Origin of the sequence: Paramagnetospirillum caucaseum (genome assembly GCF_000342045.1) — a bacterium.
Classification (GTDB): domain Bacteria; phylum Pseudomonadota; class Alphaproteobacteria; order Rhodospirillales; family Magnetospirillaceae; genus Phaeospirillum; species Phaeospirillum caucaseum.
This window is the reverse complement of sequence record NZ_AONQ01000007.1, coordinates 40,746-64,714: the sequence shown is the minus strand read 5'-3', so window position 1 is coordinate 64,714 and position 23,969 is coordinate 40,746. Positions and strand designations below refer to the sequence as shown.

The window sequence follows — 23,969 nt, the reverse complement described above, 5'->3', positions numbered from 1 at the left end:
CTATCCTCCTGGCAGGGCATAGGGCGTGGCGGCCAGCTGGCCGGGCAGGGACTCGATGCGCCGGTGCAGGTCGGCCAGCAGGGGTTCGGCCCCTTCGCCGGCGCGGGCGGCCTGCTCCAGCGCCAGGCAGCAATCGCGGATGGCCGGCAGGCCCAGGCTGGCGGCGGCGCCCTTGATGGTGTGGGCCTCGCGCCGCACCTTGTCTAGGTCGCCGGCCGCCGCCCCGGCGGCGGCGCAGCGGGCGCGGGCATCCTCCATGAACTTGACCAGGATCTCCACCACCGTGTCGGCCTCGATGTCGGCGGCCAGGGCGTCCAGCACCTCCAGTTCCACCGCCTGGGTGGCCGGCAATGGCTGCGGCGGTGCGGCGGCCGGTTTGGCCTCGGGCGCGCCGCAATAGGGGGCCAGCGCCTCGGCCAGCTTGCGGCGGTCGATGGGCTTGGAGATATAGCCGTTCATGCCGGAATCGAAGCAAATCTGGTCGTCGCCGCGCATGGCGTTGGCGGTCATGGCGACGATAGGAATGCGGGCGGCGGGCGTCGCCAGCGCCCGGATGGCCCTGGTGGCCTCCAGTCCGTCCATCCCGGGCATCTGCACGTCCATCAGCACCAGGTCGTAGGGCAGCAGGCGCACCGCCTCCAGCGCTTCGGCGCCGTCGCCCACCACGTCCACGGAATGGCCCAGCTTGCGCAGCAGGCCCAGCGCCACCTGCTGGTTGACCGGGTTGTCCTCGGCCACCAGGATGCGCAGCCGCCTGCCGGCGGATTCGGGGGCGCCCGTCTCCTCCTGTTCATGGCCGGCGGAGTGGGCCGGCCTGTCCGACAGGCCCAGGACCCGGCCGATGGTGTCGAGCAGGGTCGACTGGCGCAGCGGCTTGTGCAGGAAGCCGTCGATGGCGGCCTTGTCCTGGTTCGGCTCGGCGGCCAGTCCCTGGGACGAGGTGACGATGATCCGGGTGCCGCTCAGCATGGGAATGGCCCGGATCATCCGCACCATCTCGGGGCCGGTGACCATGGGCATCTGGGAATCGATGACCGCCACCTCCCACGGCTCGCCGGAAACGGCGGCGCGGGTCAGTTCCTCCATGCCGGCGCCGGCCTCGGCGCAGGCCTGGACCCGCACGCCGAAGGCCCGCAGCTGGCGCTCGATGATGTCGCGGTTGACCGGGTTGTCGTCCACCACCAGGACACGGCGGTTGCGCAAATCGGGCGGCGCCAGCGACTGGGGCGCCAACAGGTCCAGCGGCAGGGTGATCCAGAAGCGCGAACCCTGGCCCGGCGCGCTCTCCATCCCCACCTCGCCGCCCATCAGTTCGGCCAGCTTCTTGGAAATGGCCAGCCCCAGGCCGGTGCCGCCATAGCGCCGGGCGGTGGAGGCATCCACTTGGGAGAACATGGAGAACAGCCGGTGCTGGGCCTCGGGCGCGATGCCGATGCCGCTGTCGCGCACGTCGAAGCGGGCCATCTGGGCCTCGCCCCGCGGCTCCAGCAGCGTGGCCTCGATGGAGACGCCGCCCTTTTCCGTGAACTTGACGGCATTGCCGCCCAGGTTCATCAGCACCTGGCGCAGGCGGCCGGGGTCGCTGCGCACCAGCATGCGCAGGCGGGGGTCGATCAGGCTGGCGATCTCGATGCCCTTGGCATGGGCGCGGGGCGCCAGGATGTCGACCACGCTTTCCACCAGCGGCACCAGTTCGAACTCGGTGTAGTCAAGATCCAGCTTGCCCGCCTCCATCTTGGAGAAGTCCAGGATGTCGTTGATGACGGTCAGCAGGGATTCGCCGGAATCGCGGATGGTTTCAGCGAAGTGGCGCTGTTCCTCGGACAGCCGGGTATCGAGCAGCAGGCCGGTCATGCCGATCACCCCGTTCATGGGGGTGCGGATCTCGTGGCTCATGGTGGCCAGGAATTCGGACTTGATGCGGTTGCCGGCCTCGGCGGCCTCCTTGGCGTCGCGCAGCCGGCGCTCCATCTCGGCCTGGGTGGCCTTGAGCCGCGCCTCGGCCTCGATTTCCTCGGTGATGTCGGAGGCGGTACCGCGATAGCCGAGAAACTCCCCCGCCGGCCCGAACACCGGCTTGCCGTTGACCCGGAGGAAACGGCCCGGCCCGCTCATGTTCCTGGTACGGTAGACGAAGTCGCGGAACGGCCGCCGCGCCTCCATGTCGGCCAGATTCTGCCGCCTCGCCTCCATGGGGGTGTCGTCGGCGATCATCTCGTCGCGGGTATGGCCGACGAAGTGGCTGGGCAACGCCTGGGTGTGCTCGGTGAACTGGCCGGAGAAGGACGTGAAGCGCAGCTCGGGACCCATCTCCCAGAACCAGTCGGAGGTGGACTGGGCGAAGTCGCGGAAGCGCTCCTGGCTTTCCGCCATCTCGCGCTCGATGCGCTTCCTTTCCGAGATGTCGCGGATGATGGCCACGAACTGGGGCGCCCCGGTGGGGGTGAGGTCGCCCACCGCCAGTTCGACGGGGAAGGCCTCGCCGGTCCGGCGGCGGGCCATGCTCTCTCGGCCCAGGGCGAAGATGCGCTCCATGCCGCTGGCCGGTTCCGCCTTGAGCCCGGCCAGGGGAATCAGGGTGGCGATGTCCTGTCCGAGCAACTGGTGGCGCTCGTGGCCGAAGGTGCGCAGCAGGGCGGGATTGACGCTGACGATGACGCCGTCCTGGCCGGCGATGACGATGCCTTCGCCCACCGTGTCCAGGATGGCCTGCAGAAGGGCTTCGGCCTGGCGGCGCGATTCCCGGTTGGCGGCGCGCAGTTCCTCCTCCATCAGCCGGGCCGAGCGGTCCGACAGGCGCCGCTCCCGGTCGTTCTCCTCGTAGGAATCACTGACCAGGCGCAGCAGCATCTCGTAATCGGGCGCGCCATCGCCCGCGCCTCGCGAGGCGCGGGCCAACTGGCGCTGCAACAGGCGGTGAAGAGGCGGAGGCGGGGACAATCAGCGCTCGGAGATGGTGGTGATGGTCATGGTCTGGTTGTGCAGCTCGCACTTGCTGGTGAAGCCGTGCGGCGAAATCTCTCCATAGGAGTAGAAGCCCATCAGGCTGGCGGTCCGGCCCAGCACGTCGGCGACGATCTCCACCTCCTCGGCGATGCGCTGGCCCATCAGCAGCTTGCGGCCGATGCAGCTGACCAGCAGGGCCAGGCAGGGGGCAGCCACCACGGCGGCGGCCTCGGCGGCACGGCCGGCGCCGTCCACCAGATTGTCGAAATTGCCGCGCATCAGCCGTGCCAGATGGCCGGTGGGCATGTCGCCGGCGAAGATCATCGACTTGCTCTCCTCGTCGATGCCGACGATGGTGCGGACCACCTCGCCGCCGGCGTCGCCCTTCATCGGGCGGATGGACAGGGGGAACAGCAGGGCGCTGCCCGGCAGGCCCTGGGCCTCGTCGCCCAGATAGCGCTTGTAGAGGTCGAGCGCCGGCTCGCCGTCCAGTTCGTAAAGCACGTTGCCCGCCGAGCGGGTGATGGTCCGGGGCGGGCCGAATTCGTCCCAGCCGCCGAAGCTGCCGTGGCCGATGGACAGCGACTCGCCATAGAAGCCTACCGCCGCCACCCGCCCCGGCCGCATGGCGTCGTCGCAGCCCACCGCCGTGGACTGGAAGCGGGGGCCGTCGCCGGCCAGGCCGCCGGTCACCACCACGTCGGAGGCGACGGCGCCCAGGCAGCCGGCCACCAGGGAATCGCCGTTGACCCTGGTGCCGTCGGACAGGATGAAGACGGCGCGCAGCTCCGGGCCGGCCAGCGCCTGGGCCAGGGCGGCGCCGATATCCCTGGATTGCGACATGTCGGAAAGGTCGTGGGCCGTCACCCGTACCGAGGCCCGGGCGAAGCCCAGGGCCGACACCACCACGGAATCGTCGATCACCTCGGGGCCGAGGATCTCGCCGCCGGTGGTGCAGCCGAGGATCGGCGCATCGCCATAGGCCTGCCGCAAATCGGTCAGGATGGTTTCTGCCGGCCGGCTGCCGGGGGCGGCGAAGTACAGGACCAGCGATGCCGCGCCATCCCGGCTGCCGCTGACGCTCCAGCCGTCGCGGGCCGTCCATATCCTCTGCTCGATCCACATGGATGACTGCTCCCCGGTGGTATGATTTTGTCTCACATCATAGTGGAAGGATATTGCTGGATTATAACTTTGTTATTAACCGACGGACAGCGCCGCGCGTTCCTCCCCGTCCCGGCGGCGAGTGGCTTGCGTTACCCTCTGTTACTGACAGGCCGGGCCGCTGCGGTCATAATCCTCGCCGACGGAATTCCTGGGAGCGGGCCTTGCCTTCCTTTGACCTGAACAATCCCATCTGGCGCCGGCGGGCGATGATCGCCGGCGGTCTGGCCGTGGCGGCGGGCCTGGCGGTGGTCCTGTGGCCGGCGGCCCAGCCGGTCAAGAACGGCGGCCGGCCCGGCGGCTCCGATGCCCGGCCGGTGGCGGTGACGGTGGTCCAGGTGGCGCGGCGCGACATGCCCATCCATCTCGACGCCATCGGCACGGTGCAGGCCTACAACACCGTGACGGTGCGCTCGCGCGTCGACGGCGAACTGGTCGAGGTGCTGTTCAAGGAAGGACAGGATGTCCGCGCCGGCGACGTGCTGGCCCAGATCGACCCGCGCACCTACCGGGCCCAGTACGAGCAGGCCCTGGCCACGCGGGACAAGGATGCCGCCCAACTGGAGGCGGCGCGGCGCGACCTCGCCCGCTATGTCGGCCTGGGCGACCGCGTCTCGGGCCAGAGCGTCGATACCCAGCGCGCCCTGGTGCGCCAGCTGGAGGCCACGGTGCGCGCCGACGAGGCGGCGGTGTCCAATGCCAAGACCATGCTGTCCTACACGGTCATCGCGGCGCCCATCGACGGGCGCACCGGCATGCGGCTGGTGGACCGCGGCAACATCGTGCGGGCCTCGGACGCCACCGGCCTGGTGACTTTGACCCAGGTGCAGCCCATTTCGGTGGTCTTCACCCTGCCGCAGCAATCCCTGGCCGCCGTCAACGAGCGGCTGCGCCAGGACGGCCGGCTGCAGGTCTCGGCATTCCAGCCCGAGACCCGCGCCCTGGCCGATAGCGGCGAGTTGGAACTGGTGGACAACCAGATCGACCAGACCACCGGCACCATCAAGCTGAAGGCGGTGATGCCCAATGCCGAACGCCGGCTGTGGCCGGGCGGCTTCGTCAACGTCCGCCTGCTGCTGGCGGTGCGCCGGGACGGGCTGGTGGTGCCGGCCCAGGCGGTGCAGCGCGGGCCGCAAGGGTCCTACGTCTTCGCGGTCAAGCCCGACCACACGGTGGAGATGCGCGCCGTCAAGGTCGCCGCCGTCGAGGCCGGCCAGGCCCTGCTGGACGAGGGGCTGCAGGACGGCGACACCGTGGTGGTGGAAGGCACCGCCAAGCTGCAGCCCGGCACGCGCGTCAGCACCGGCGAGGGCCAGGGTAAGGACCGAGGCGAGGGGAAGGGCCGCGCGGGCAAGACGCAATGACCTCCGGGATACGTTCCAGGGAGAATGAGCCCGTCATCCTGGCCCGGCACGTCAGAACCGGTACCGCCGGCCCAGGCGGAGAGTCCTCGCATGCGCTCGGAATGACAACGTTTGTTGAGGTTCGGCGGTCATGAACGTCTCGGCGCCCTTCATCCGTCGTCCCGTCGCCACCTGGCTGCTGGCCTTCGCGGTGGTGCTGGCCGGTATCCTGGGCTTCCGCATGCTGCCGGTCTCGGCCCTGCCCCAGGTGGATTTTCCCACCATCCAGGTGACCACCCAGTTGCCCGGCGCCAGCGCCGAGACCATCGCCACCCTGATCACCACGCCCTTGGAGCGCCAGTTCGGGCTGATCCCCGGCCTTGCCGTGATGACCTCGACCTCGTCCCAGGGCACCAGCGCGCTGACGCTGCAATTCGACCTCGCCAAGAGCATCGACGTGGCGTCGGAGGAGGTGCAGGCGGCCATCGACGCGGCCAGGGGCGTGCTGCCCACCGGCCTGCCCTATCCCCCGGTCTATTCCAAGGTCAATCCGGCCGATCCGCCGATCATGACCCTGGCGCTGACCTCCGACAGCCTCCCCATTACCCGCTTGAACGACGTGGCCGACACCCTGCTGGCCCAGAAGCTCAGCCAGATCGGCGGCGTGGGCCGCGTGCTGATCGAGGGCGGCCAGCGTCCGGCGGTGCGGGTGCGCATGGACCCGGCCCGCCTCGCCGCCTACGGCCTGTCGCTGGAGGACGTGCGCACGGCGCTCGCCAAGGCCAACGTCGACATGCCCAAGGGCAGCTTCGACGGGGTGTCGCAGGCGCTGTCCATCGGCGCCAACGACCAGATTTCCGATCCCCAGGCCTATCCCGCCCAGGTGGTGGCGTGGAAGAACGGCGCGCCGGTGCGCGTCGCCGATCTGGGCGACGTGGTGGAAGGCGTCGAGAATTCCCGCGTCGCCGGCTGGTTCGACGGCAAGCCGGCGGTGATCCTCAACATCCAGCGCCAGCCGGGCGCCAACATCGTCGCCACCGTCGACCGCCTCAAGGCCCGGCTGCCGGAACTGACCCGCGCCGTGCCCACCGGCGTCAAGGTCTCGGTGCTGGCCGACCGCACCGAGACCATCCGCGCCTCGGTGGCCGACGTGGAATTTACCCTGGTGCTGACCATCGGCCTGGTGATCGGGGTGATCTGGGCCTTCCTGCGCTCGGCTCGCGCCACCCTGATTCCCGCCGTCGCCCTGCCGCTGTCGCTGGTCGGCACCTTCGGGGTGATGGCCCTGGCCGGGTTCAGCCTGGACAATCTGTCGCTGATGGCTCTCACCATCTCGGCCGGCTTCGTGGTCGACGACGCCATCGTGATGATCGAGAACATCGTCCGCTACATCGAGAAGGGCATGAAGCCCCTGGAGGCCGCCCTGGCGGGGTCGAAGGAGATCGGCTTCACCATCGTGTCGCTGACCGTGTCGCTGGTCGCCGTATTCATTCCCCTGCTGTTCATGACCGGCATCGTCGGGCGGCTGTTCCGCGAATTCGCCCTGACGCTCGCCGTGGCGGTGGTGGTGTCGGCGGTAGTGTCGCTGACGCTGACCCCCATGATGTGCGCCCATCTGCTGAAGGGCGGGCACGAGGAGGCCCGGTCGGGGCGCTTCTTCGAGGTGCTGCGTGACCTTTACGCCCGCTCGCTGGACTGGGTGCTGGGCCGCCAGGCGGCCACCCTGTGGGTGGCCTTTGCCACCCTGGTGCTGACCGTGGCGCTGTATGTGTGGATGCCCAAGGGCTTCCTGCCCACCCAGGACACCGGGCTGATCGTCGCCACCACCGACGCGCGGGCCGACGTGTCGTTCAGCACCATGATGGACATGCAGCGCCGGGTGTCCGAGGCGGTGCGCGCCGACCCGGACGTCACCGCCGTGGCTTCGTTCATCGGGGCGGGCCCCATCAATCCCACCGCCAATACCGGCCAGATGACCATCGTGCTGAAGCCGAAGAAGCAGCGTTCCGCCTCGGCCGGGCAGGTGATCGCCCGGCTGGGCGAATTGGTGGCGCCGGTGGCCGGCATGCAGGTGCACTTCCGCCCCGCCCAGGACATCCAGATCAGCCACCGCACCAGCCGCACCCAGTACCAGTACACCCTGACCGACATCGACGCCGCCGAGCTGGCCCATTGGGTGCCGCTGGTGGTGGAGCGGCTGCGCGCCTCGCCCCTGCTGCGCGACGTGGCCACCGATTCCCAGGAAGGCGGCCTGCAGGCCGACATCCGCATCGACCGCGACAAGGCGGCCCGGCTGGGGGTGCCGCTGCAGGCCATCGACGACACCTTGTACGACGCCTTCGGCCAGCGGCAGATCTCCACCATCTATTCCCAGGTCAACCAGTACAAGGTGGTGCTGGAGGTGACGCCCGAGTACCAGTCCGGGCCGGAGGCGCTGGGGGCGCTCTACGTGCGGTCCGCCACCGGCGCCCTGGTGCCGCTGTCGTCGGTGGCCTCGGTGACCCGGTCGCGCGTGCCGCTGGTCATCACCCACCAGGGCCAGTTCCCGGCGGTGACCATCAGCTTCAACACCGCCCCCGGCGCGTCGCTGGGCGAGGCCACCGCCGCCATCGACGCCATCCAGCAGGAGATGGGCCTGCCCGAGACCATCACCGGCGACTATTCCGGCGACGCCGCCGAGTTCCGCCGCGCGCTCGACAGCCAACCCTGGCTGATCCTGGCGGCCATGGTGGTGATCTACATCGTGCTGGGGGTGCTGTACGAGAGCACCATCCATCCGGTGACCATCATGTCCACCTTGCCGTCGGCGGGCATCGGGGCGCTGCTGGCGCTGCTGGTCACCGGCCACGATCTGTCGCTGGTGGGCCTGATCGGCATCGTGCTGCTGATGGGCATCGTCAAGAAGAACGCCATCATGATGATCGACTTCGCCATCGAGGCCGAGCGGCATGAGGGCAAGAGCCCCAGGGAGGCCATCGTGAGCGCCAGCCTGCTGCGCTTCCGGCCGATCATGATGACCACCATGGCGGCGCTGCTGGGGGCCATTCCGCTGGCCATCGACAGCGGCACCGGCGGCGAGCTGCGGCGTCCGCTGGGTATCTCCATCGTCGGCGGGCTGGTGCTCAGCCAACTGATCACGCTCTACACCACGCCGGTGATCTATCTGGCCTTCGAGCGGCTGAAGCGGCGTTTCGCGCCCAAGCCGGCGGAGCAATCGCCGTGACTGGGAGCGCGGGCGTCCCGCCCGCGCCCCGAAAAGGGGAGGGCGGCGGCTTCTCCGCCATCTTCATCCGTCGCCCGGTGGCGACCATGCTGCTGGCGGTGGGGCTGTTCCTCACCGGCATGGTGGCCTTCGGCCGGCTGCCGGTGGCGCCGCTGCCCAAGGTGGATTTTCCCACCATCGCCGTGTCGGCCAAGCTGCCCGGCGCCGACCCCGCCACCATGGCCGCCACGGTGGCGGCGCCGCTGGAGCGCCGCCTGGGCGAGATTCCCGGCGTGGCCGAGATGACCTCGACCAGCAGCCAGGGCTCCACCTCCATCACCGTGCAGTTCGACCTGGACCGTTCCATCAACGGCGCCGCCCACGACGTGCAGGCGGCCATCAACGCCGCCGCCTCGGAACTGGCCGTCGACCTGCCCCAGCCGCCCACCTACCGCAAGATCAACCCGGCGGAATCGCCGATCCTGATCCTGGCGGTGACCTCGGATTCGCTGCCGCCGGCCAAGGTGTTCGACGCCGCCGACGCCATCCTGGCCAGCCGCATCTCCCAGGTGAACGGGGTGGCGCAGGTGACGCTGTCGGGTGCCGAGAAGCCCGCCGTGCGGGTCCGGGTCAATCCCGACCGGCTGGCGGCCATGGGGGTGGGGCTCGAGGACGTGCGCAACGCCCTGGCGCAGGCCAACATCAACAGCCCCAAGGGCAGCCTGGACGGCGCCTCGGAATCCATGAGCATCAGCGCCAACGACCAGCTGTTCACCGCCGCCGGCTATGCCCCGCTGATCATCAAGTCGGCGGACGGCGCCATCGTGCGGCTGTCGGCGGTGGCCTCGGTGGTGGATTCGGTGGAGAACACCCGCCTGGGGGGGTGGTTCAACCGCGACAAGGCGGTGCTGGTGATCATCAGCAAGCAGCCGGGCGCCAACGTGGTCGAGACGGTGGAGCTGATCAAGGAGATCCTGCCCCAGTTGCGGCGCTGGATGCCGGCCGGCACCAAGGTCTCGGTGGTTTCCGACCGCACCGTCAACATCCGCGGCAACCTGCAGGACGTGGAGACCACCCTGGCCATCTCCATCGGGCTGGTGGTGATGGTGGTCTACCTGACCCTGGGACGGATGACCCCGACGCTCGCCGCCTCGGTGACGGTGCCGCTGTCCCTGGCCGGCACCTTCGCCTTCATGTGGCTGGTGGGCTACAGCCTGAACAACATCTCGCTGATGGCGGTGACCATCTCGGTGGGCTTCGTGGTCGACGACGCCATCGTGATGATCGAGAACATCTCGCGCCACATGGAGAAGGGCGAGGGGCCGCTGGAGGCGGCCATCAAGGGCTCGAAGGAGATCGTCTTCACCGTCGTCTCCATCACCCTGTCGCTGGTGGCGGTGTTCATCCCCCTGCTGTTCATGGGCGGCATCCTGGGCCGCCTGTTCCGCGAGTTCGCCGTGACCCTGTCGGTGGCGATCATCATCTCGGCGGTGGTGTCGCTGACCGTGACGCCCACCCTGTTCGGCCACCTGATGGCCCTGCGGCCCAAGCCGCGCCCGCTGTCCGGCCCGGCCAGGGCGGGGGAGGCGGCCATGGTCTGGATGGAGCGGTTTTACGAGCGCACGCTGGGCTGGGCGCTGGTCCATCGCCGCCTGATGCTGGGGGTGACCCTGGGCACGGTGGGGCTGACCGTGTTCCTCTACGGCCAGGTGGCCAAGGGCTTCTTTCCGCCTCAGGATACCGGGCTGGTGTTCGCCAGCGTCGAGGGCCGCGTCGACATCTCGTTCCGCACCATCGCCGAGCGTCAGCAGAAGGCGGCCGAAGTGGTCCTCGCCGACCCGGCGGTGGAGGGGCTGGGCTCGTTCGTCGGCAGCGGCGGGCCGGGCGGGGCCGGGCACACGGGCCGCATGTTCATCAACCTGAAGCCCCTGGGCGAGCGCAAGGAATCCGCCCAGGACGTCATCAACCGCCTCAGGCCGAAGCTGGCCCAGGTGGAAGGCGTCTCGGTGTTCCTGATGGCCGGCCAGGACATCCGCATCGGCGGGCGCATGGGCAAGGCGCAGTTCCAGTTCGTGCTGTGGAGCGAATCGCTGGAGGAATTGCGCGAATGGACGCCCAGGCTGGTGGAACGGCTCAAGGCCGAGCCCGGCCTGGCCGACGTCTCCTCGGACCAGGACGCCGCCATTCCCCAGATGCAGGTGGTGGTGGACCGCGACGCCGCCGCCCGGCTGGGCGTGTCCATGACCGAGGTGGACCAGGTGCTGCAGAACGCCTTCGCCCAGCGGCAGGTCTCGACCATCTACACCCAGCGCAACCAGTACAAGGTGGTGCTCGAGGTGGAGCCGCGCTTTCAGGAGGACCCGGCGTCGCTGCACCTGCTGTGGATCAAGTCCAAGGACGGCCGTCAGGTGCCGCTGGACGCCCTGGCCCGCTTCGAGCCGGCCACTGCGCCGGTCTCGGTGGCCCACCAGGGCCAGTTCCCGGCGGCCACCCTGACCTTCAACCTCGCCCCCGGCGTGCCGCTGGGCGAGGCGGCCGAGAAGCTGCAGGCGGCTGCGCGCGGCATCGGCCTGCCGCCGTCGGTGCGCTGGGAATTCGCCGGCAACGCCAAGGTGTTCGCCGCCTCGCTCAAGGACCAGCCGGTGCTGGTCCTCGCCGCCCTGCTGGCCATCTACATCGTGCTGGGCGTGCTGTACGAAAGCCTGCTCCACCCCATCACCATCATCTCGACCCTGCCGTCGGCGGGCATCGGGGCGCTGCTGGCCCTGATGGGCACCAATACCGAGCTGACCCTGATCAGCGTCATCGGCGTGTTCCTGCTGATGGGCATCGTCAAGAAGAACGGCATCCTGATGGTGGACTTCGCCATCGAGGCCGAGCGCCAGGGCGCCACGCCGCTGGACGCCATCGTCGAGGCCTGCCGCACCCGCTTCCGGCCCATCACCATGACCACGCTGACCGCCCTGCTGGGCGCTGTGCCGCTGGCCCTGGCCTCGGGGCCGGGCGGGGCGCTGCGCCGGCCGCTGGGCATCGCCATCGTCGGCGGGCTGCTGCTGTCGCAGCTGCTGACCCTTTACACCACGCCGGTGGTCTATCTCTGGCTGGCCCGGCTCAAGGCATGGCGCAAGAGCCGGCGGGCGGCGGCATGAGGGCCTCAGCCCCCATCCCCGTCCTCCAGGGCGCGCAGGCGGCGCATCACCGTGGTCGGGTGGATGCCCAGCTCCTGGGCCAGGGCGGCGAAGCTGCGCCCGGCCTCCATTTCGGCCTTGAGGCGGCGCAGCGTCGCCGCGTCCAGCTTGCGCGGCCGGCCCGGGCGGTTGCCCGACAGGGCGGCCTGCTCCACCCCCGCCCGGCGCCGCGCCGACCGCTGCGCCGCCTCGAAGGCGTCGAGCGCCACCAGGACGTTGCGGGCCGCCGGCAGCGAGGTGTCCACCTTCTCCAGCACCAGCCGCAGGGTGGCGCCGCGCCCGTGCGCGTGGCGGGCGATGCGCACCACGTCGGACAGGCTGACCGCCAGATGGTCGAGGGAGGGCGAGACCAGCACGTCGCCGCGGTCCAGGCCGTCGAGCAGAAGGGTGCGGGAATCGCTGCGCCCCACCGGATCGGTTTCGATGCGCAGGCAGCGCTCGGCGCGCAGCAGCGCCATGGGCGCCGCCACCTCGTCACCGTCGATCCTGCGGAAATACCCGACGATCATCCCCGTTCGGCTCTCGTTGTCGCCACGGGGGAGGGTAGCGCCTTTCCACAGCTTGTCCACAGTTTATGCAGTGTGATTCTGCACGATTCTGCGGCCTACGATCCCTTGTGGTCCGGTGGCGCAGATTCTGGGTTTTTCCCACCATATGAGTTTTGCATTGTGGTTTCGCATGGCAAATATGAGCCGGCCGTGACCGAAACCCGATTCTTCCGCCTCCGAAATATCAACGCCCGTGATGGTCGTTGAACCCGGGATGCCAGGAGTAGCCGACGTGACGAAGAAAGCCGTTCCCGCCCTTGCCCTGCTGCTGTTGTCGGCCTGCTCGGTGGGCGATCCCTATGTTCGGCCCGAGACCCCGCCGCCCGCCCGGTGGACGAACGCGGCCGGGGGCAACGTCTGGCCGGGGACCGATTGGTGGCGGCAGTTCGGCTCCACCCGCCTGGACGAACTGATGGCCGGCGCCCGGACCGCCAATTTCGACCTGGCCGCCGCCACCGCCAGGGTGCGGCAGGCCGATGCCCAGCTGGGCATCGCCGGGGCGTCGCTGCTGCCCTCGCTGTCGGCCGAGGCCGGCGCGACGCGGGCCCGCGCCTCGCGGGCGGCCAGCACCACCACCACGACCAAGGCGCGGCACACCACCACCACCAGCGCCACCCTGACCGCCAGCTACGAGATCGATTTCTGGGGCAAGAACGCGGCGGCGGTGGATTCGGCCCAGGCGGCGGCCCAGGCGTCCCGCTTCGACCTGCAGACCGCCGTGCTGACCGCCCAGTCAGGGGTGGCGACCACCTATTTCGAGATCCTGGGGCTGCAGGAGCGCATCCGGCTGGTCAAGGATTCCATCCATAATTCCGAGGGCATCCTGGCGGTGTTCCGCGACCGCCAACTGGCGGGCACCGCCACCTCCCTGGACGTGGCGCAGCAGGAAAGCGTGCTGGCCACCCAGAAGGCGACCCTGGCGCCGCTGGAGCGCCAGATGCGCCAGGACTACAACGCCCTGGCCATCCTGACGGGGCGTCTGCCCGAGGAATTCGGCCTGGTGCCCGAGAGCCTGGGCGTCCTGGCGGTGCCGGCGGTGGGGGCGGGGCTGCCGTCCGGGCTGCTGGCCCGGCGTCCCGACGTGCAATCGGCCGAGGCGTCCCTGCGGGCCGCCAACGCCGACATCGCGGCGGCCCGCGCCGCCTGGTTCCCGTCCATCTCGCTGACCGGCGAGGGCGGCTTCCAGAGCCTGGACCTCATGAAGATGATGACCGCCCAGAGCCTGCTGTGGTCGGTGGCCTCCTCCGCCACCCAGGCGATCTTCGACGGCGGCAAGATCGCCGGCACGGTGGAGCAGAAGCGCGCCCGCTTCGAGGAGCTGTCCCAGACCTACCGCAAGGCGGTGGCCTCGGCCTTCTCGGACGTGGAAAACGCCCTGATCGCCGTGGAAAAGTCCGCCGAGGAGGTGGCGGCCCAGCGCCTCGCCGAGGCCACGGCGCGCCGCGCCTTCGAGATCGCCCAGGCCCAACTGGCCGGCGGCATCGTCGATGTCACCACCGTGCTCAACACCCAGAAGACCCTGTTCTCGGCCCAGGATTCCCTGGCCCAGGCCCGCCTGACCCAGCTGCAGGCGGCGGTCGGCCTCTACAAGGCGCTGGGCGGCGGCTGGCAGGCGGGGGGATAAACCCATATAAATCGATAAATTCGATTTTAGAAACAAGTTTAACTCGTTTCAATCGATCAATTGTTTTCGATAGGGTCTGTCCATCGGTTCACACCAAGGAGATGACCCCAATGGCCTTCAACCCCGCCTCCCCCACCATCGCCAACCTCGAAGCGGCCTTCGCCGGCGAGTCCATGGCCAACCGCAAGTACCTGTACTTCGCCCGCCGGGCCCGCGAGCTGGGCGCCGTCGAGGTGGCCGAGGTCTTCGAGCGCACCGCCGAGCAGGAAACCATGCACGCCTTCGGCCACCTCGAACTGCTCTATCCCAAGGCCGAGCTGACGGTCGAGAAGATGCTGCAGATGGCCATCGACGGCGAGACCTACGAATATACCGAGATGTACCCGAAGTTCCGCCATCTGGCCGAGCAGGAGGGGCATTCCGCCGCCGTCGCCGAGATGGACGAGCAGATCGCCGAGTCCAAGGAGCACGCCGAGCGCTTCGCCAAGATCCTCGCCACCGCCGCCAAGCGCTTCGCCGCCCTGGCCAAGGTCGAGGAGAAGCACGCCGGCCACTACCAGGCCACCCTGAATGCCCACAAGGGCTGAGCCGCACATAAGGAGACCGGAAGATGAGCAACGATCAGATCTGGATCTGCGTGGTGTGCGGCCTGGTCTATGACCCCGTTCTCGGCCTGCCCGAGGACGGGATCCCCGCGGGAACCGCCTTCGAGGACATCCCCGACGACTGGTCCTGCCCCGATTGCGGGGTCAGCAAGGAAGACTTCGAGCCCCACCAGGAAACCGCCTGGATCCCGCCCAAGATGGCCGTCTGAGCAACCAGCAATCCAACCAGGAGGATCTCGTCATGAAGAAGTATGTCTGTGTCGTGTGCGGCTTCGTCTATGACCCGGCGGTCGGAATGCCCGACGACGGCATCGCCCCCGGCACCGCCTTCGAGGATATCCCCGACGATTGGGCCTGCCCCGATTGCGGCGTGTCCAAGTCGGATTTCGAAGTCCAGGAGGACTGACATCATGAGCAACTCCGCCGCTGAGAACGGTGTGGTCATCCTCGGCAGCGGGCTGGGGGGGTATACCCTGGCCCGCGAGTTGAGGAAGCTGGACGCCGGAATCGCCATCACCATCGTCACCGCCGACGGCGGCGAGTCCTACTCCAAGCCCATGCTGTCCGCCGCCTTCGCCCAGGGCAAGGCCCCGTCCTCCCTGGTGCAGAAGAGTGCCGAACAGATGGCGGCCGACCTCAAGGCCACCATCCTGGTCCGCCACCGGGTCGCCGCCATCCGCCGCGATGCCCGGAAAGTGGTGGTGCGCCGCCCTGACGGCGGCGAGGTCGAGTTGGGCTATGGCCGGCTGGTGCTGGCCATCGGCGCCGATCCCCGGCCCTATTGGGTCGAGGGCTGCGAGGACGCCGAGATCCGCACGGTCAACGATCTCGACGATTACACCGCCTGGCGCGCCGCGCTCAAGCCGGGGGGGCGCGTCCTGCTGGTGGGCGCCGGGCTGATCGGCTCGGAATTCGCCAACGATCTGGCCGGGTCCGGCCACCACGTCACCGTGGTCGATCCGGCGCCCTGGCCCCTGGGCCGCCTGCTGCCGCAGGCGCTGGGCGAGGAGATGGCCAGGGCGCTGGGCGATGCCGGAATCACCTTCCATCTCGGCCGCTCGGTGGCCTATTGGAACAAGGGCCGCGCCGCCCTCGACGACGCCACCATGATTCATTACGACCAGGCGCTGTCGGCCATCGGCCTGGTGCCGCGCACCCGGCTGGCCTTCGAGGCCGGGCTGAAGGTGGAGCGCGGGATCACGGTCGACCGTTTCCTGCGGACCTCGGACCCCGACATCTTCGCCATCGGCGACTGCGCCGAGACGCCGGCCGGGCCGCTGCCCTTCGTCCTGCCGCTGATGGCCGAGGCCAAGGCCCTGGCCGCCACCCTGGCGGGGACGGAGACCGCGCTGAAGCTGCCCGCCCTGCCGGTGGTGGTCAAGACCCCGGCCCTGCCCATGGTGGTCTGTCCGCCGGCTCCGGGCGCCGCCGGCGAATGGGTGATCGAGGGCGAGGGCCGCGACCGCAAGGCGCTGTTCATCGCCCCCGACGGCAAGGCCCTGGGCTTCGCCCTTTCGGGCGCGCGGGCCGGCGAGCGCCAGGCCCTGGCCAGGGAGATGCCTGACCTGTTGTGACAAACATCAAATAGTGTTTTGCTGACAGGCGGATGGGCAAACGTATAGGGGGGATTTTTCTCATGAAGCTTCAGCTTGCCGCCTTCGCCGCCGCCATGGCCCTGGCCGGGACCGCCTGGGCCGCCGACCCGCCGGCCGCCTTCACGCCGTGCAAGGCCTGCCACAAGGTGGAGGCCGGGGCCAACGGCGTCGGTCCCAGCCTGTTCGGCGTGGTGGGTTCCAAGGCCGGCACCGCGGCGGCGGGCTTCAAGTATTCCCCCACCCTGGTGGCCTGGGGCAAGAGCTGGGACGACGCCAATCTGGCCGCCTATCTCGCCAATCCCAAGGAGACCATTCCCGGCAACAAGATGGTGTTCGCCGGGACCAAGAATCCCGACGACGTGGCGGCGCTGATCGCCTACATGAAGACGCTGAAGTAGCGCCTTCCGGCTACCGCCCCCGCGCCTCTTCCGCCGCATGGGCGGCGGCGGCGCGGGCGTGGTGGCCGGCCACCATCTTCCTGATCACCACATAGAAGATCGGCGTGAACACCAGCCCGAAACCGGTGACGCCCAGCATGCCGTAGAACACGGCGGTGCCGAGGCTTTGGCGCATCTCGGCGCCGGCTCCCGTTCCCGCCACCAGCGGCAGCACGCCCAGGATGAAGGCCAGCGAGGTCATCAGGATGGGCCGCAGGCGGGTACGCCCGGCATGGACGGCAGCCTCGACGCGGTCCATGCCCTCGGATTCCGCCTGTCGCGCGAATTCGACGATCAGGATGGCGTTCTTGGCCGCCAGGCCGATCAGGACGATAAAGCCGATCTGGGCCAGGATGTTGATGGGCAGCCCCCGGATGATCAGGCCGGTGACGGCGGCCAGCAGGCACATGGGCACGATCAGCACCACGGCGGCGGGCAGCGACCAGCTTTCGTACTGGGCCGCCAGCAGCAGGAAGACGAACAGCACGGACGCCGCGAACACGAACAATCCGTTGTTGCCGGCCAGCAATTCCTGCAGCGCCAGCTCGGTCCACTCGAAACCGAAGCCGTCGGGCAGGCGCTCGGCGGCCAGGGCCCGCATCTGCTCCAGGGCATAGCCGCTGGCATAGCCCGGCGCCGCCGCGCCCTGGACCTCGGCCGCCGGGAACAGGTTGTAGCGCGGCACGCGGTAGGGCCCGGTGTCGAAGCGGACCGAGGCCACGGCGCCGAGCGGCACCATCTGGCCCCTGTCGTTCTTGACCTTGATGTTGGCGATGTCCTCCACCTCGTTGCGGTAGGGGGCGTCGGCCTGGGCGGTGACCCGGAAGGTGCGGCCCAGATAGTTGAACTCGTTGACGAAGGTCGAGCCGAGATAGACCTGCAGCGCCTCGGAGATGCGCTCCACCGGCACGCCCAGCATCTGGGCGCGCACCCGGTCGATATCGACGTAGACGTTGGGAGTCCGGGTGTTGAACAGGGTGAAGATGCCCGACAGGCCGGGAATCCGGTTGGCCGCCGCCGCCATGTCCCCCGCCACGTCCTCCAGCGCCTTGGCGCCGTGGCCGCCCTTGTCCTGCAGCATCATCTTGAAGCCGCCGGCCGTGCCGATGCCGCGCACCGGCGGCGGGGCGATGGTGATGATGAAGGCTTCCTGGACCGCCCCCAGGCGCTTGCGCAGGTCGGCCATGATGACGTTGGCCGACAGACCCTGGGCGTAGCGCTCCTCGAAGGGCTTGAGCGGCGTGAAGATGGCCGCCGCGCTGGACGAGTTGGTGAAGGTGGCGGCGTCCAGGCCGGCGATGGTCACCGTGTGGGCGACGCCGGGGGTCTCGGCCATGATCGCCGAGACGCGCTTGACCACGGTATCGGTGCGCGACAGCGACGATCCCGGCGGCAACTGCACCACGGTGATCAGGTAGCCCTGGTCCATTTCGGGAATGAAGCCCTTGGGGGTCTTGACGAACTCGACGCCGGCCGCGCCCACCAGCCCGAGATAGAGCAGCAGCATCAGGCCCGACTTCCTGACCACCGAGCGGGTCATGCCGCCATAGCCGCCGGCCAGCCGGTCGAAATTGCGGTTGAACCCGGCGAAGAAGCGGGCCACCAGCCTGCGCCAGCCGGTCTCGTCGTGATGGTCCAGCGGGCCGTGGCCGCGGAACAGCAGGGCGCACAGCGCCGGCGACAGGGTCAGCGAGACGATCAGCGAGATCACCGTCGAGGCGGCGATGGTCACCGCGAACTGGCGGAAGAACTGGCCCGAGATGCCGGGGATGAAGGCGGCGGGAATGAACACCGCGCACAGCACCAGGGCGATGGAGACCAGGGCGCTGCCCACCTCGTCCATGGTCTGGTGGGCGGCGGAACGGGAGTTCATGCCGTCCTTCATGTTGCGCTCGACGTTTTCCACCACCACGATGGCGTCGTCGACCACGATGCCCACCGCCAGCACCAGCCCGAACAGCGACAGGTTGTTGAGCGAATAGCCCATGGCGCCCAGCACCGCGAAGGTGCCGACCAGCGATACCGGGATGGCGGCCAGCGGGATCAGCGAGGCCCGCCAGGTCTGCAGGAACAGGATCACCACGAAGACCACCAGGACGACCGCCTCGAAGATGGTCTTGATCACCGCCTTGACCGACTGGGCGATGAACTGTGTGGGGTTGTAGGCGACGGTATAGGCGACCCCCGACGGGAAGGTCCGCGACATCTCCTCGACCTTGGCCAGGACCCGGTCGGCGGTGGCCAGGGCGTTGGAGCCGGGGCGCTGGAACACCGCCACCGGCACCGCGTTCTTGCCGTCGAGATAGCCGTTGACGCTGTAATCCTGCGCCCCCAGCTCGAGCCGGGCGACGTCGCGCAGGCGGACGATGCGCCCCGAGGCATCGGTCTTGACGATGACGTTCTCGAACTGGGCGGGGTCGGCCAGGCGTCCCTGGGTCTGCACCGAGAACTGGAAGGCGCCCTGCCTCGGCTGGGGCGGCTGGTCCAGCACGCCGGCGGCGATCTGCACGTTCTGGGCCTGCAGCGCCCTGACCACCTCGCCGGCGCTCAGGTTGCGCGCCGCCGCGCGGTCGGGGTCGATCCACACCCGCATGGCGTAGTCGCGCGCCCCGAAGATGCGCACGTCGCCGACGCCGTCCAGGCGGGCCAGCACGTCCATCATCTGCAGGGTGGCGAAGTTGGACATGTACAGCTGATCGCGCGAGCCGTCGGGCGAGTTCAGATGCACCACCATCAGCATGTCGGGAGAGTTCTTGGCCACGGTGACGCCGATGCGCTTGACGTCGTCGGGCAGGCGGGCGGTGGCGATGGCCACCCGGTTCTGCACCAGCACCTGGGCGGTGTCGAGATTGGTGCCCAGCCCGAAGGTGATGGTCAGCTTCAGGTTGCCGTCGCCGGTGGCCTGGCTGTTCAGGTACAGCATGTTCTCGACGCCGTTGATCTGCTGCTCCAGCGGCGTGGCGACGGTGTCGGCCACCACCTGGGCCGAGGCGCCGGGATACGAGGCGCTGACCACGATGGTCGGCGGCGCGATCTCGGGATACTGCGCCACCGGCAAGGTGAAGTAGCTGATGGCGCCGATGATGGTGATCAGCACCGAGACCACGGTGGCGAAGATGGGGCGGTCGATGAAGAAGTGGGACAGGCGCATCTGCTGTGGTCCCTATTCCATCTTTCCGGGCTGGGACGTGACCTTGGTGCCGGGCCGCGCCCGCATCAGGCCGTTGATGATCACCTGGTCATCGGGGCCAAGGCCCTCCTTGATCACCCGCAGATCGCCGTCTTTGGGGCCGAGCTTGACCGGCTTGGGCACCACGGCGCCGTCCTTCACGGTCATCACCAGCTTGCGCGACTGGTCGGTGACGATGGCGGTGTCGGGCACCATCAGGCTGTCATAGGGCTCGGAGACGGCAAGGCGCACCCGGCCGAAGGCGCCGGCCGGCACCTGTCCGTCGGGATTGGCCAGCACGGCGCGGGCCCGGATGGTGCCGGTGCCCTTGTCGATCTGGTTGTCGACGAAGTCCAGCCGGCCCTCGCGCGGCCAGCCGCTTTCGCTCATCAGCCGCAGCTGCACGGCCGCGCCCACCGGATTGCCGCGCCGGGCCTGGGCCAGGTAGTCGGCCTCGGTCAGGTCGAAGGTGACGTGGATGGGGTCCTGGGACACGATGGTGGTCAGCAGGGTCGGCGACGACACGCCGGGGCCGCCGGTGACCAGATTGCCGACGCTGACCTGCTTGGCCGAGATGCGGCCGGCGATGGGGGCGGTGACGCGGGTGAACTGCAGGTTCAGCTCGGCATCGCGCATGGCGGCGCGCGCCGCCTCCACCGTGGCGCCGGCGCCGCGCGATTCCTCGGTGCGGAGGTCCAGCGTGCTCTCGGCGACGAATTCCTTGCGGTGCAGTTCGCCGGCCCGGGCCAACTGGCGCTTGGTGTATTCCTTGGTGCCCATGGCCTGGTCCACCTTGGCCCGCGCCGAGGCCAGGGCGATCTCGTAGGGCCGGGGGTCGATGACGAACAGCAGGTCGCCCTTGTTGACCATCTGGCCGTCGGTGAAGTGCACCTCGGTCATATAGCCGCTGACCCGGGCGCGGATCTCCACGTAATCCACCGCGGCGAACTGGCCGGTATATTCGTTCCAGTCGATGACCTGGCGGCTGAGCGGCGGGGCCACCGTCACCGTCGGGGCGCCGGACGGCGGGCCTCCGGCCGGGCGGGACCCGAGGGGCCAGAACGAGGCCACCCCCGCCGCGATTCCGGCCAGCGCCAGTCCGCCCAGCAGCAGGACGGGCAGCGGAAGCTTGGAACGGCGCGGTGAACTGTCCATGGTCCGGTCTCGTATCGGCGAGTGTGTGGGGAAAAGATGGTCACGGCCGCCCGGCGGATGCAAGCCGGCAGCCGAACTGAACTGAACGGTTCGGTTTTAGCGAGCGGCGGGGCATCCGGTCAATAGGAAGAGCCGGAAGCGACGCGGGAATCGCGGAGCCGTGGTTGTAGGGCATACCATCCGCATGTATTCTTCCGGTATGAACGCGCATCAGCCGGACCCGGGCCCCGATATGTCGCAGCGTGGCGCCGGCCCGGCGGTGGCGCGTCCCGTCAATGCCTGGCGGGCCCGGTTGCTGGCCGCGCTGGTGATTCCGTGCCTGGCGGCGCTGACCGTCTGGCAGGCGGTGGGAACCTACCGCAAGGAGATCGCCGACACCGAATACCTGGTGCAGGCCCTGGCCCGGGTGTCGGAGGAGCATATCTCCGGTATCCTGCGCGGCATCGACCAGTTGCTGTCCGAGATGGAGGAGGCCGCCCCCGGCGGGGTTCCCGACGACCCTCAGCGCACCCTTGCCGCCCTGGGCAACCGGATGAAGCTGATCCCGGAAATCCGCAGCGCCGTCTTCATCGACGGGCGGGGAATCATGGTGGCGGGAACCATGCCGGGCATGGCGGGAACGGATGTCCATGACCGCGAGTACTTCAAGTCCCTGCTCGAGGATCCCTCCCGTTCGGTCTCGGTCAGCGCCCCGCTGCAGAGCCGGGTGGTGGCGGCCCGGAGCATCGTCGTCGCCCGTCCGGTCCGCGATGGCGGCGGCCGGCTGCTGGGGGTGGTGGCCGTCTCGCTCGACCCCAAGATCTTCGAGGACGAGTTGCGCTCGATCCTGCCCCGCGACGGTGGGCGGGCCACCCTGATCCGCGACGACGGCATCATCCTGGCGCGGCTGCCCGACAGCGACAAGTGGCGGGGCAAGTCGGTGGCGCAGGGGCAGGTCATGGCCCATGTCGCGCGGATTCCCGTGGGTACCCTCATCGGAACCTCCGTCACCGACGGTCGCCAGCGGGTGATCGCCTATCGCCGGTTCGACAATCATCCGCTGGTGGTGGCGGTGGGCATGTCCCTGGACGACGCCCTGGCCTCGTGGCGGTGGGATGTGGCCCTGCAGGGCGGCGCCACCCTGCTCCTGGCGCTGGTCACCCTGGGGCTGGCGGTGATCTCCGACCGCCGCCTGGCCGAGCGCCAGCGGGTCCAGCAGGCCCTGGCCGCCAGCGAGGCCCGCTACCGCATGCTCACCGAGCATTCGCCGGTGGGGGTGTTCCAGAGCGATGCCGACGGCACCTGCCTCTACGTCAACGAGCGCTGGCTGGAACTGGCCGGGCGAAACCGGGACGAGATGGTAGGCGGCAAGTGGTGCGACGTGGTCCACCCCGACGACCGCGAGGCGGTGGGGGCGCTGTGGCGCCGCCATGTGCAGGGGGAGGGAGAGTTCCTGGCCGAGATGCGTCTGATGCGGGGCGACGGGAGCCTGCGCTGGGTGCGCGGCCATGCCGCCGCCCTGTCGGACGAGGCGGGGCCGGCCGGCGGCATGGTCGGCACCATCGAGGACATCACCGCCGCCAAGGAGGCGGAGCGCCGCCTCCGGCTTTCCGAGGAAAAGTTCGCCAAGGCTTTCCATGCCAGTCCCGACGCCATGGTGATTTCCGCCACCCGGGACGGACACTATATCGAGCTGAACGACGCTTTCTCGGCCATGCTGGGCTATTCGCGCGACGAGTTCCTGGGGCGGACCGCCCTGGATCTGGGGGTGTGGGCCGAGCCCGAGGACCGCGCCCGGCTGGTCCGGCAGATCCGCCGCGACGGGCAGGCGGCGGATTTCGAGAGCCGGTTGCGGCGCAAGGACGGCCAGGTGTTCGACGTCCTGGTCTCGGTGCAGGAGGTGGTGCTCGACGACCAGGACTGCCTGCTGTTCATCTGCCGCGACATCAGCGCCGCCAAGGAGATGGAGGCCCGCACCGCCGACCTGCTGGCCCGTCTCGACGCCTCCAACAAGGAGTTGGAGCAGTTCGCCTATGTCACCTCCCACGACCTGCAGGAGCCGCTGCGCATGATCTCCGGCTATGCCCAGCTGATCGAACGGCGCTATCGCGGCCGGCTGGACGGCGACGCCGACGAGTTCATCGCCTTCCTGGTGGACGGCGCCAAGCGCATGCAGGCCATGATCCAGGACTTGCTGGAATATTCACGGGTGGAGCGGCTGGGCGGCCAGTTCACCGAGTTCGGTCTGGGCACGGTGCTGGACGAGGTGCGGCGCAATCTTGGAGCCGCCCTGGCCGAGGCCGGCGGCAGCATCGAGATCGGGCCCATGCCCCCGGTCACCGCCGACCGCTCGCAGGTCCTGCGGCTGTTCCAGAACCTGATCGGCAACGCCCTGAAATACCGCTCGCCCGAGCGCCCGCCGCGGGTCACCGTGTCCGCCGAATCCGGGCCACGGGGCTGGGTGTTCTCGGTGGCCGACAACGGCATCGGCATCGAGCCCGCCTATTTCGACCGCATCTTCCTGGTCTTCCAGCGTCTCCATACCCGGGAACACTACGATGGCACCGGGATCGGGCTGGCCATCTGCAAGAAGATCATCGAGCGCCACGGCGGCCGCATCTGGGTCGAGTCCGAGGCGGGGCGGGGCAGCGTCTTCCGCTTCACCCTGGGCGAAACCCAGGGTTGATTTTTCAGCACAACAACAGCAGATCACTGCCAAAAGCCATGGTCGGCTTATGACTAAGGAAATGGTGTGGCTGCCCTGGGGGCGGTTGATGGCAAAGGGGCAACTTCTTGTGATGGTAGATGTCTAAGTTTGTGAAATATAAGGAGAAGTGGCGGGCCTTGACGGGGCGATGGATATTTTTTTACTTTATTTCACATTGGTGTTGTTTTGTATCTGCCCTTCGCTGCGGTGTTTTGTGATTGTGTTACTTTATTAAGTAACAATGGTCATTTTGTCAGGTGAATGCTGTATATTGACCTTTTCTCGCAAATTGCCGTATCATGCAGAG

15 protein-coding genes are annotated in these 23,969 nt (G+C 68.9%); 10 read left to right on the top strand and 5 right to left on the bottom strand.

The window, feature by feature from the left end; all coding sequences use genetic code 11:
• Entirely contained in the window at positions 1 to 2,940 is a 2,940-nt protein-coding gene (locus tag H261_RS04155; protein WP_152426696.1) for a response regulator, read from the bottom strand.
• Positions 2,941 to 4,071 carry an FIST signal transduction protein gene (locus H261_RS04150; protein WP_008614677.1) on the bottom strand — a complete coding sequence of 377 codons (1,131 nt, stop codon included), beginning with the start codon at positions 4,069 to 4,071 and terminating at the stop codon, positions 2,941 to 2,943.
• A gap of 203 nt (positions 4,072 to 4,274) precedes the next feature.
• On the opposite strand from H261_RS04150, the gene H261_RS04145 reads away from it, so the two are divergent.
• The 3 genes from H261_RS04145 (at position 4,275) to H261_RS04135 (ending at position 11,804) form a co-directional block, all read left to right on the top strand.
• On the top strand, positions 4,275 to 5,474 hold the full coding sequence (locus tag H261_RS04145; RefSeq protein WP_008614675.1) for an efflux RND transporter periplasmic adaptor subunit: 1,200 nt from the start codon (positions 4,275 to 4,277) through the stop codon (positions 5,472 to 5,474).
• 130 nt (positions 5,475 to 5,604) lie between these two features.
• Positions 5,605 to 8,676: a multidrug efflux RND transporter permease subunit gene (locus H261_RS04140; protein WP_008614673.1), complete on the top strand. Its 3,072-nt coding sequence runs from the start codon at positions 5,605 to 5,607 to the stop codon at positions 8,674 to 8,676.
• An 86-nt stretch (positions 8,677 to 8,762) separates the two neighbouring features.
• Positions 8,763 to 11,804: an efflux RND transporter permease subunit gene (locus H261_RS04135; protein ID WP_008614671.1), complete on the top strand. Its 3,042-nt coding sequence runs from the start codon at positions 8,763 to 8,765 to the stop codon at positions 11,802 to 11,804.
• 5 nt (positions 11,805 to 11,809) lie between these two features.
• Here the strand turns inward: H261_RS04135 and H261_RS04130 are convergent, their stop codons facing one another.
• Complete coding sequence (locus H261_RS04130; protein WP_008614669.1) at positions 11,810 to 12,352, bottom strand: recombinase family protein; 543 nt, start codon at positions 12,350 to 12,352, stop codon at positions 11,810 to 11,812.
• 271 nt (positions 12,353 to 12,623) lie between these two features.
• Here H261_RS04130 and H261_RS04125 point away from each other — a divergent pair, with 271 nt between their 5' ends.
• From H261_RS04125 to H261_RS04100, 6 genes are all read left to right on the top strand, one after another.
• On the top strand, positions 12,624 to 14,015 hold the full coding sequence (locus H261_RS04125) for an efflux transporter outer membrane subunit (RefSeq protein WP_008614668.1): 1,392 nt from the start codon (positions 12,624 to 12,626) through the stop codon (positions 14,013 to 14,015).
• A gap of 110 nt (positions 14,016 to 14,125) precedes the next feature.
• A complete protein-coding gene (locus tag H261_RS04120) occupies positions 14,126 to 14,602 on the top strand; it encodes a rubrerythrin family protein (RefSeq protein WP_008614666.1) in 477 nt (158 codons plus the stop codon).
• 23 nt (positions 14,603 to 14,625) lie between these two features.
• A complete protein-coding gene (locus H261_RS04115; protein ID WP_008614660.1) occupies positions 14,626 to 14,829 on the top strand; it encodes a rubredoxin in 204 nt (67 codons plus the stop codon).
• A 32-nt stretch (positions 14,830 to 14,861) separates the two neighbouring features.
• Complete coding sequence (rd, locus tag H261_RS04110) at positions 14,862 to 15,026, top strand: rubredoxin (protein WP_008614643.1); 165 nt, start codon at positions 14,862 to 14,864, stop codon at positions 15,024 to 15,026.
• Between the two features lie 4 nt (positions 15,027 to 15,030).
• Positions 15,031 to 16,194 carry an NAD(P)/FAD-dependent oxidoreductase gene (locus H261_RS04105; protein ID WP_008614642.1) on the top strand — a complete coding sequence of 388 codons (1,164 nt, stop codon included), beginning with the start codon at positions 15,031 to 15,033 and terminating at the stop codon, positions 16,192 to 16,194.
• A 62-nt stretch (positions 16,195 to 16,256) separates the two neighbouring features.
• Positions 16,257 to 16,613 (top strand): c-type cytochrome, encoded by a 357-nt coding sequence (locus H261_RS04100; RefSeq protein ID WP_008614622.1) that lies wholly within the window; start codon positions 16,257 to 16,259, stop codon positions 16,611 to 16,613.
• 10 nt (positions 16,614 to 16,623) lie between these two features.
• Here H261_RS04100 and H261_RS04095 read toward each other — a convergent pair whose 3' ends face one another.
• Positions 16,624 to 19,803: an efflux RND transporter permease subunit gene (locus tag H261_RS04095; protein WP_008614619.1), complete on the bottom strand. Its 3,180-nt coding sequence runs from the start codon at positions 19,801 to 19,803 to the stop codon at positions 16,624 to 16,626.
• 12 nt (positions 19,804 to 19,815) lie between these two features.
• Complete coding sequence (locus tag H261_RS04090) at positions 19,816 to 20,976, bottom strand: efflux RND transporter periplasmic adaptor subunit (protein WP_008614617.1); 1,161 nt, start codon at positions 20,974 to 20,976, stop codon at positions 19,816 to 19,818.
• Between the two features lie 232 nt (positions 20,977 to 21,208).
• Between H261_RS04090 and H261_RS23215 the strand changes: the two genes are divergently transcribed.
• Positions 21,209 to 23,641, top strand: a complete 2,433-nt coding sequence (locus tag H261_RS23215; protein WP_161625003.1) for a PAS domain S-box protein — start codon at positions 21,209 to 21,211, stop codon at positions 23,639 to 23,641.
• Positions 23,642 to 23,969 lie beyond the last annotated feature (328 nt).

What these genes read in the sequence shown, in the direction of transcription:
- H261_RS04150 (WP_008614677.1), bottom strand. Translation starts at nt 4,071, where the DNA reads ATGTGGATCGAGCAGAGGATATGGACGGCCCGCGACGGCTGGAGCGTC.
- H261_RS04140 (WP_008614673.1), top strand. Translation starts at nt 5,605, where the DNA reads ATGAACGTCTCGGCGCCCTTCATCCGTCGTCCCGTCGCCACCTGGCTG.
- H261_RS04135 (WP_008614671.1), top strand. Translation starts at nt 8,763, where the DNA reads ATGCTGCTGGCGGTGGGGCTGTTCCTCACCGGCATGGTGGCCTTCGGC.
- H261_RS04130 (WP_008614669.1), bottom strand. Translation starts at nt 12,352, where the DNA reads ATGATCGTCGGGTATTTCCGCAGGATCGACGGTGACGAGGTGGCGGCG.
- H261_RS04120 (WP_008614666.1), top strand. Translation starts at nt 14,126, where the DNA reads ATGGCCTTCAACCCCGCCTCCCCCACCATCGCCAACCTCGAAGCGGCC.
- H261_RS04115 (WP_008614660.1), top strand. Translation starts at nt 14,626, where the DNA reads ATGAGCAACGATCAGATCTGGATCTGCGTGGTGTGCGGCCTGGTCTAT.
- rd (WP_008614643.1), top strand. Translation starts at nt 14,862, where the DNA reads ATGAAGAAGTATGTCTGTGTCGTGTGCGGCTTCGTCTATGACCCGGCG.
- H261_RS04105 (WP_008614642.1), top strand. Translation starts at nt 15,031, where the DNA reads ATGAGCAACTCCGCCGCTGAGAACGGTGTGGTCATCCTCGGCAGCGGG.
- H261_RS04100 (WP_008614622.1), top strand. Translation starts at nt 16,257, where the DNA reads ATGAAGCTTCAGCTTGCCGCCTTCGCCGCCGCCATGGCCCTGGCCGGG.
- H261_RS04095 (WP_008614619.1), bottom strand. Translation starts at nt 19,803, where the DNA reads ATGCGCCTGTCCCACTTCTTCATCGACCGCCCCATCTTCGCCACCGTG.
- H261_RS04090 (WP_008614617.1), bottom strand. Translation starts at nt 20,976, where the DNA reads ATGGACAGTTCACCGCGCCGTTCCAAGCTTCCGCTGCCCGTCCTGCTG.
- H261_RS23215 (WP_161625003.1), top strand. Translation starts at nt 21,209, where the DNA reads ATGTCGCAGCGTGGCGCCGGCCCGGCGGTGGCGCGTCCCGTCAATGCC.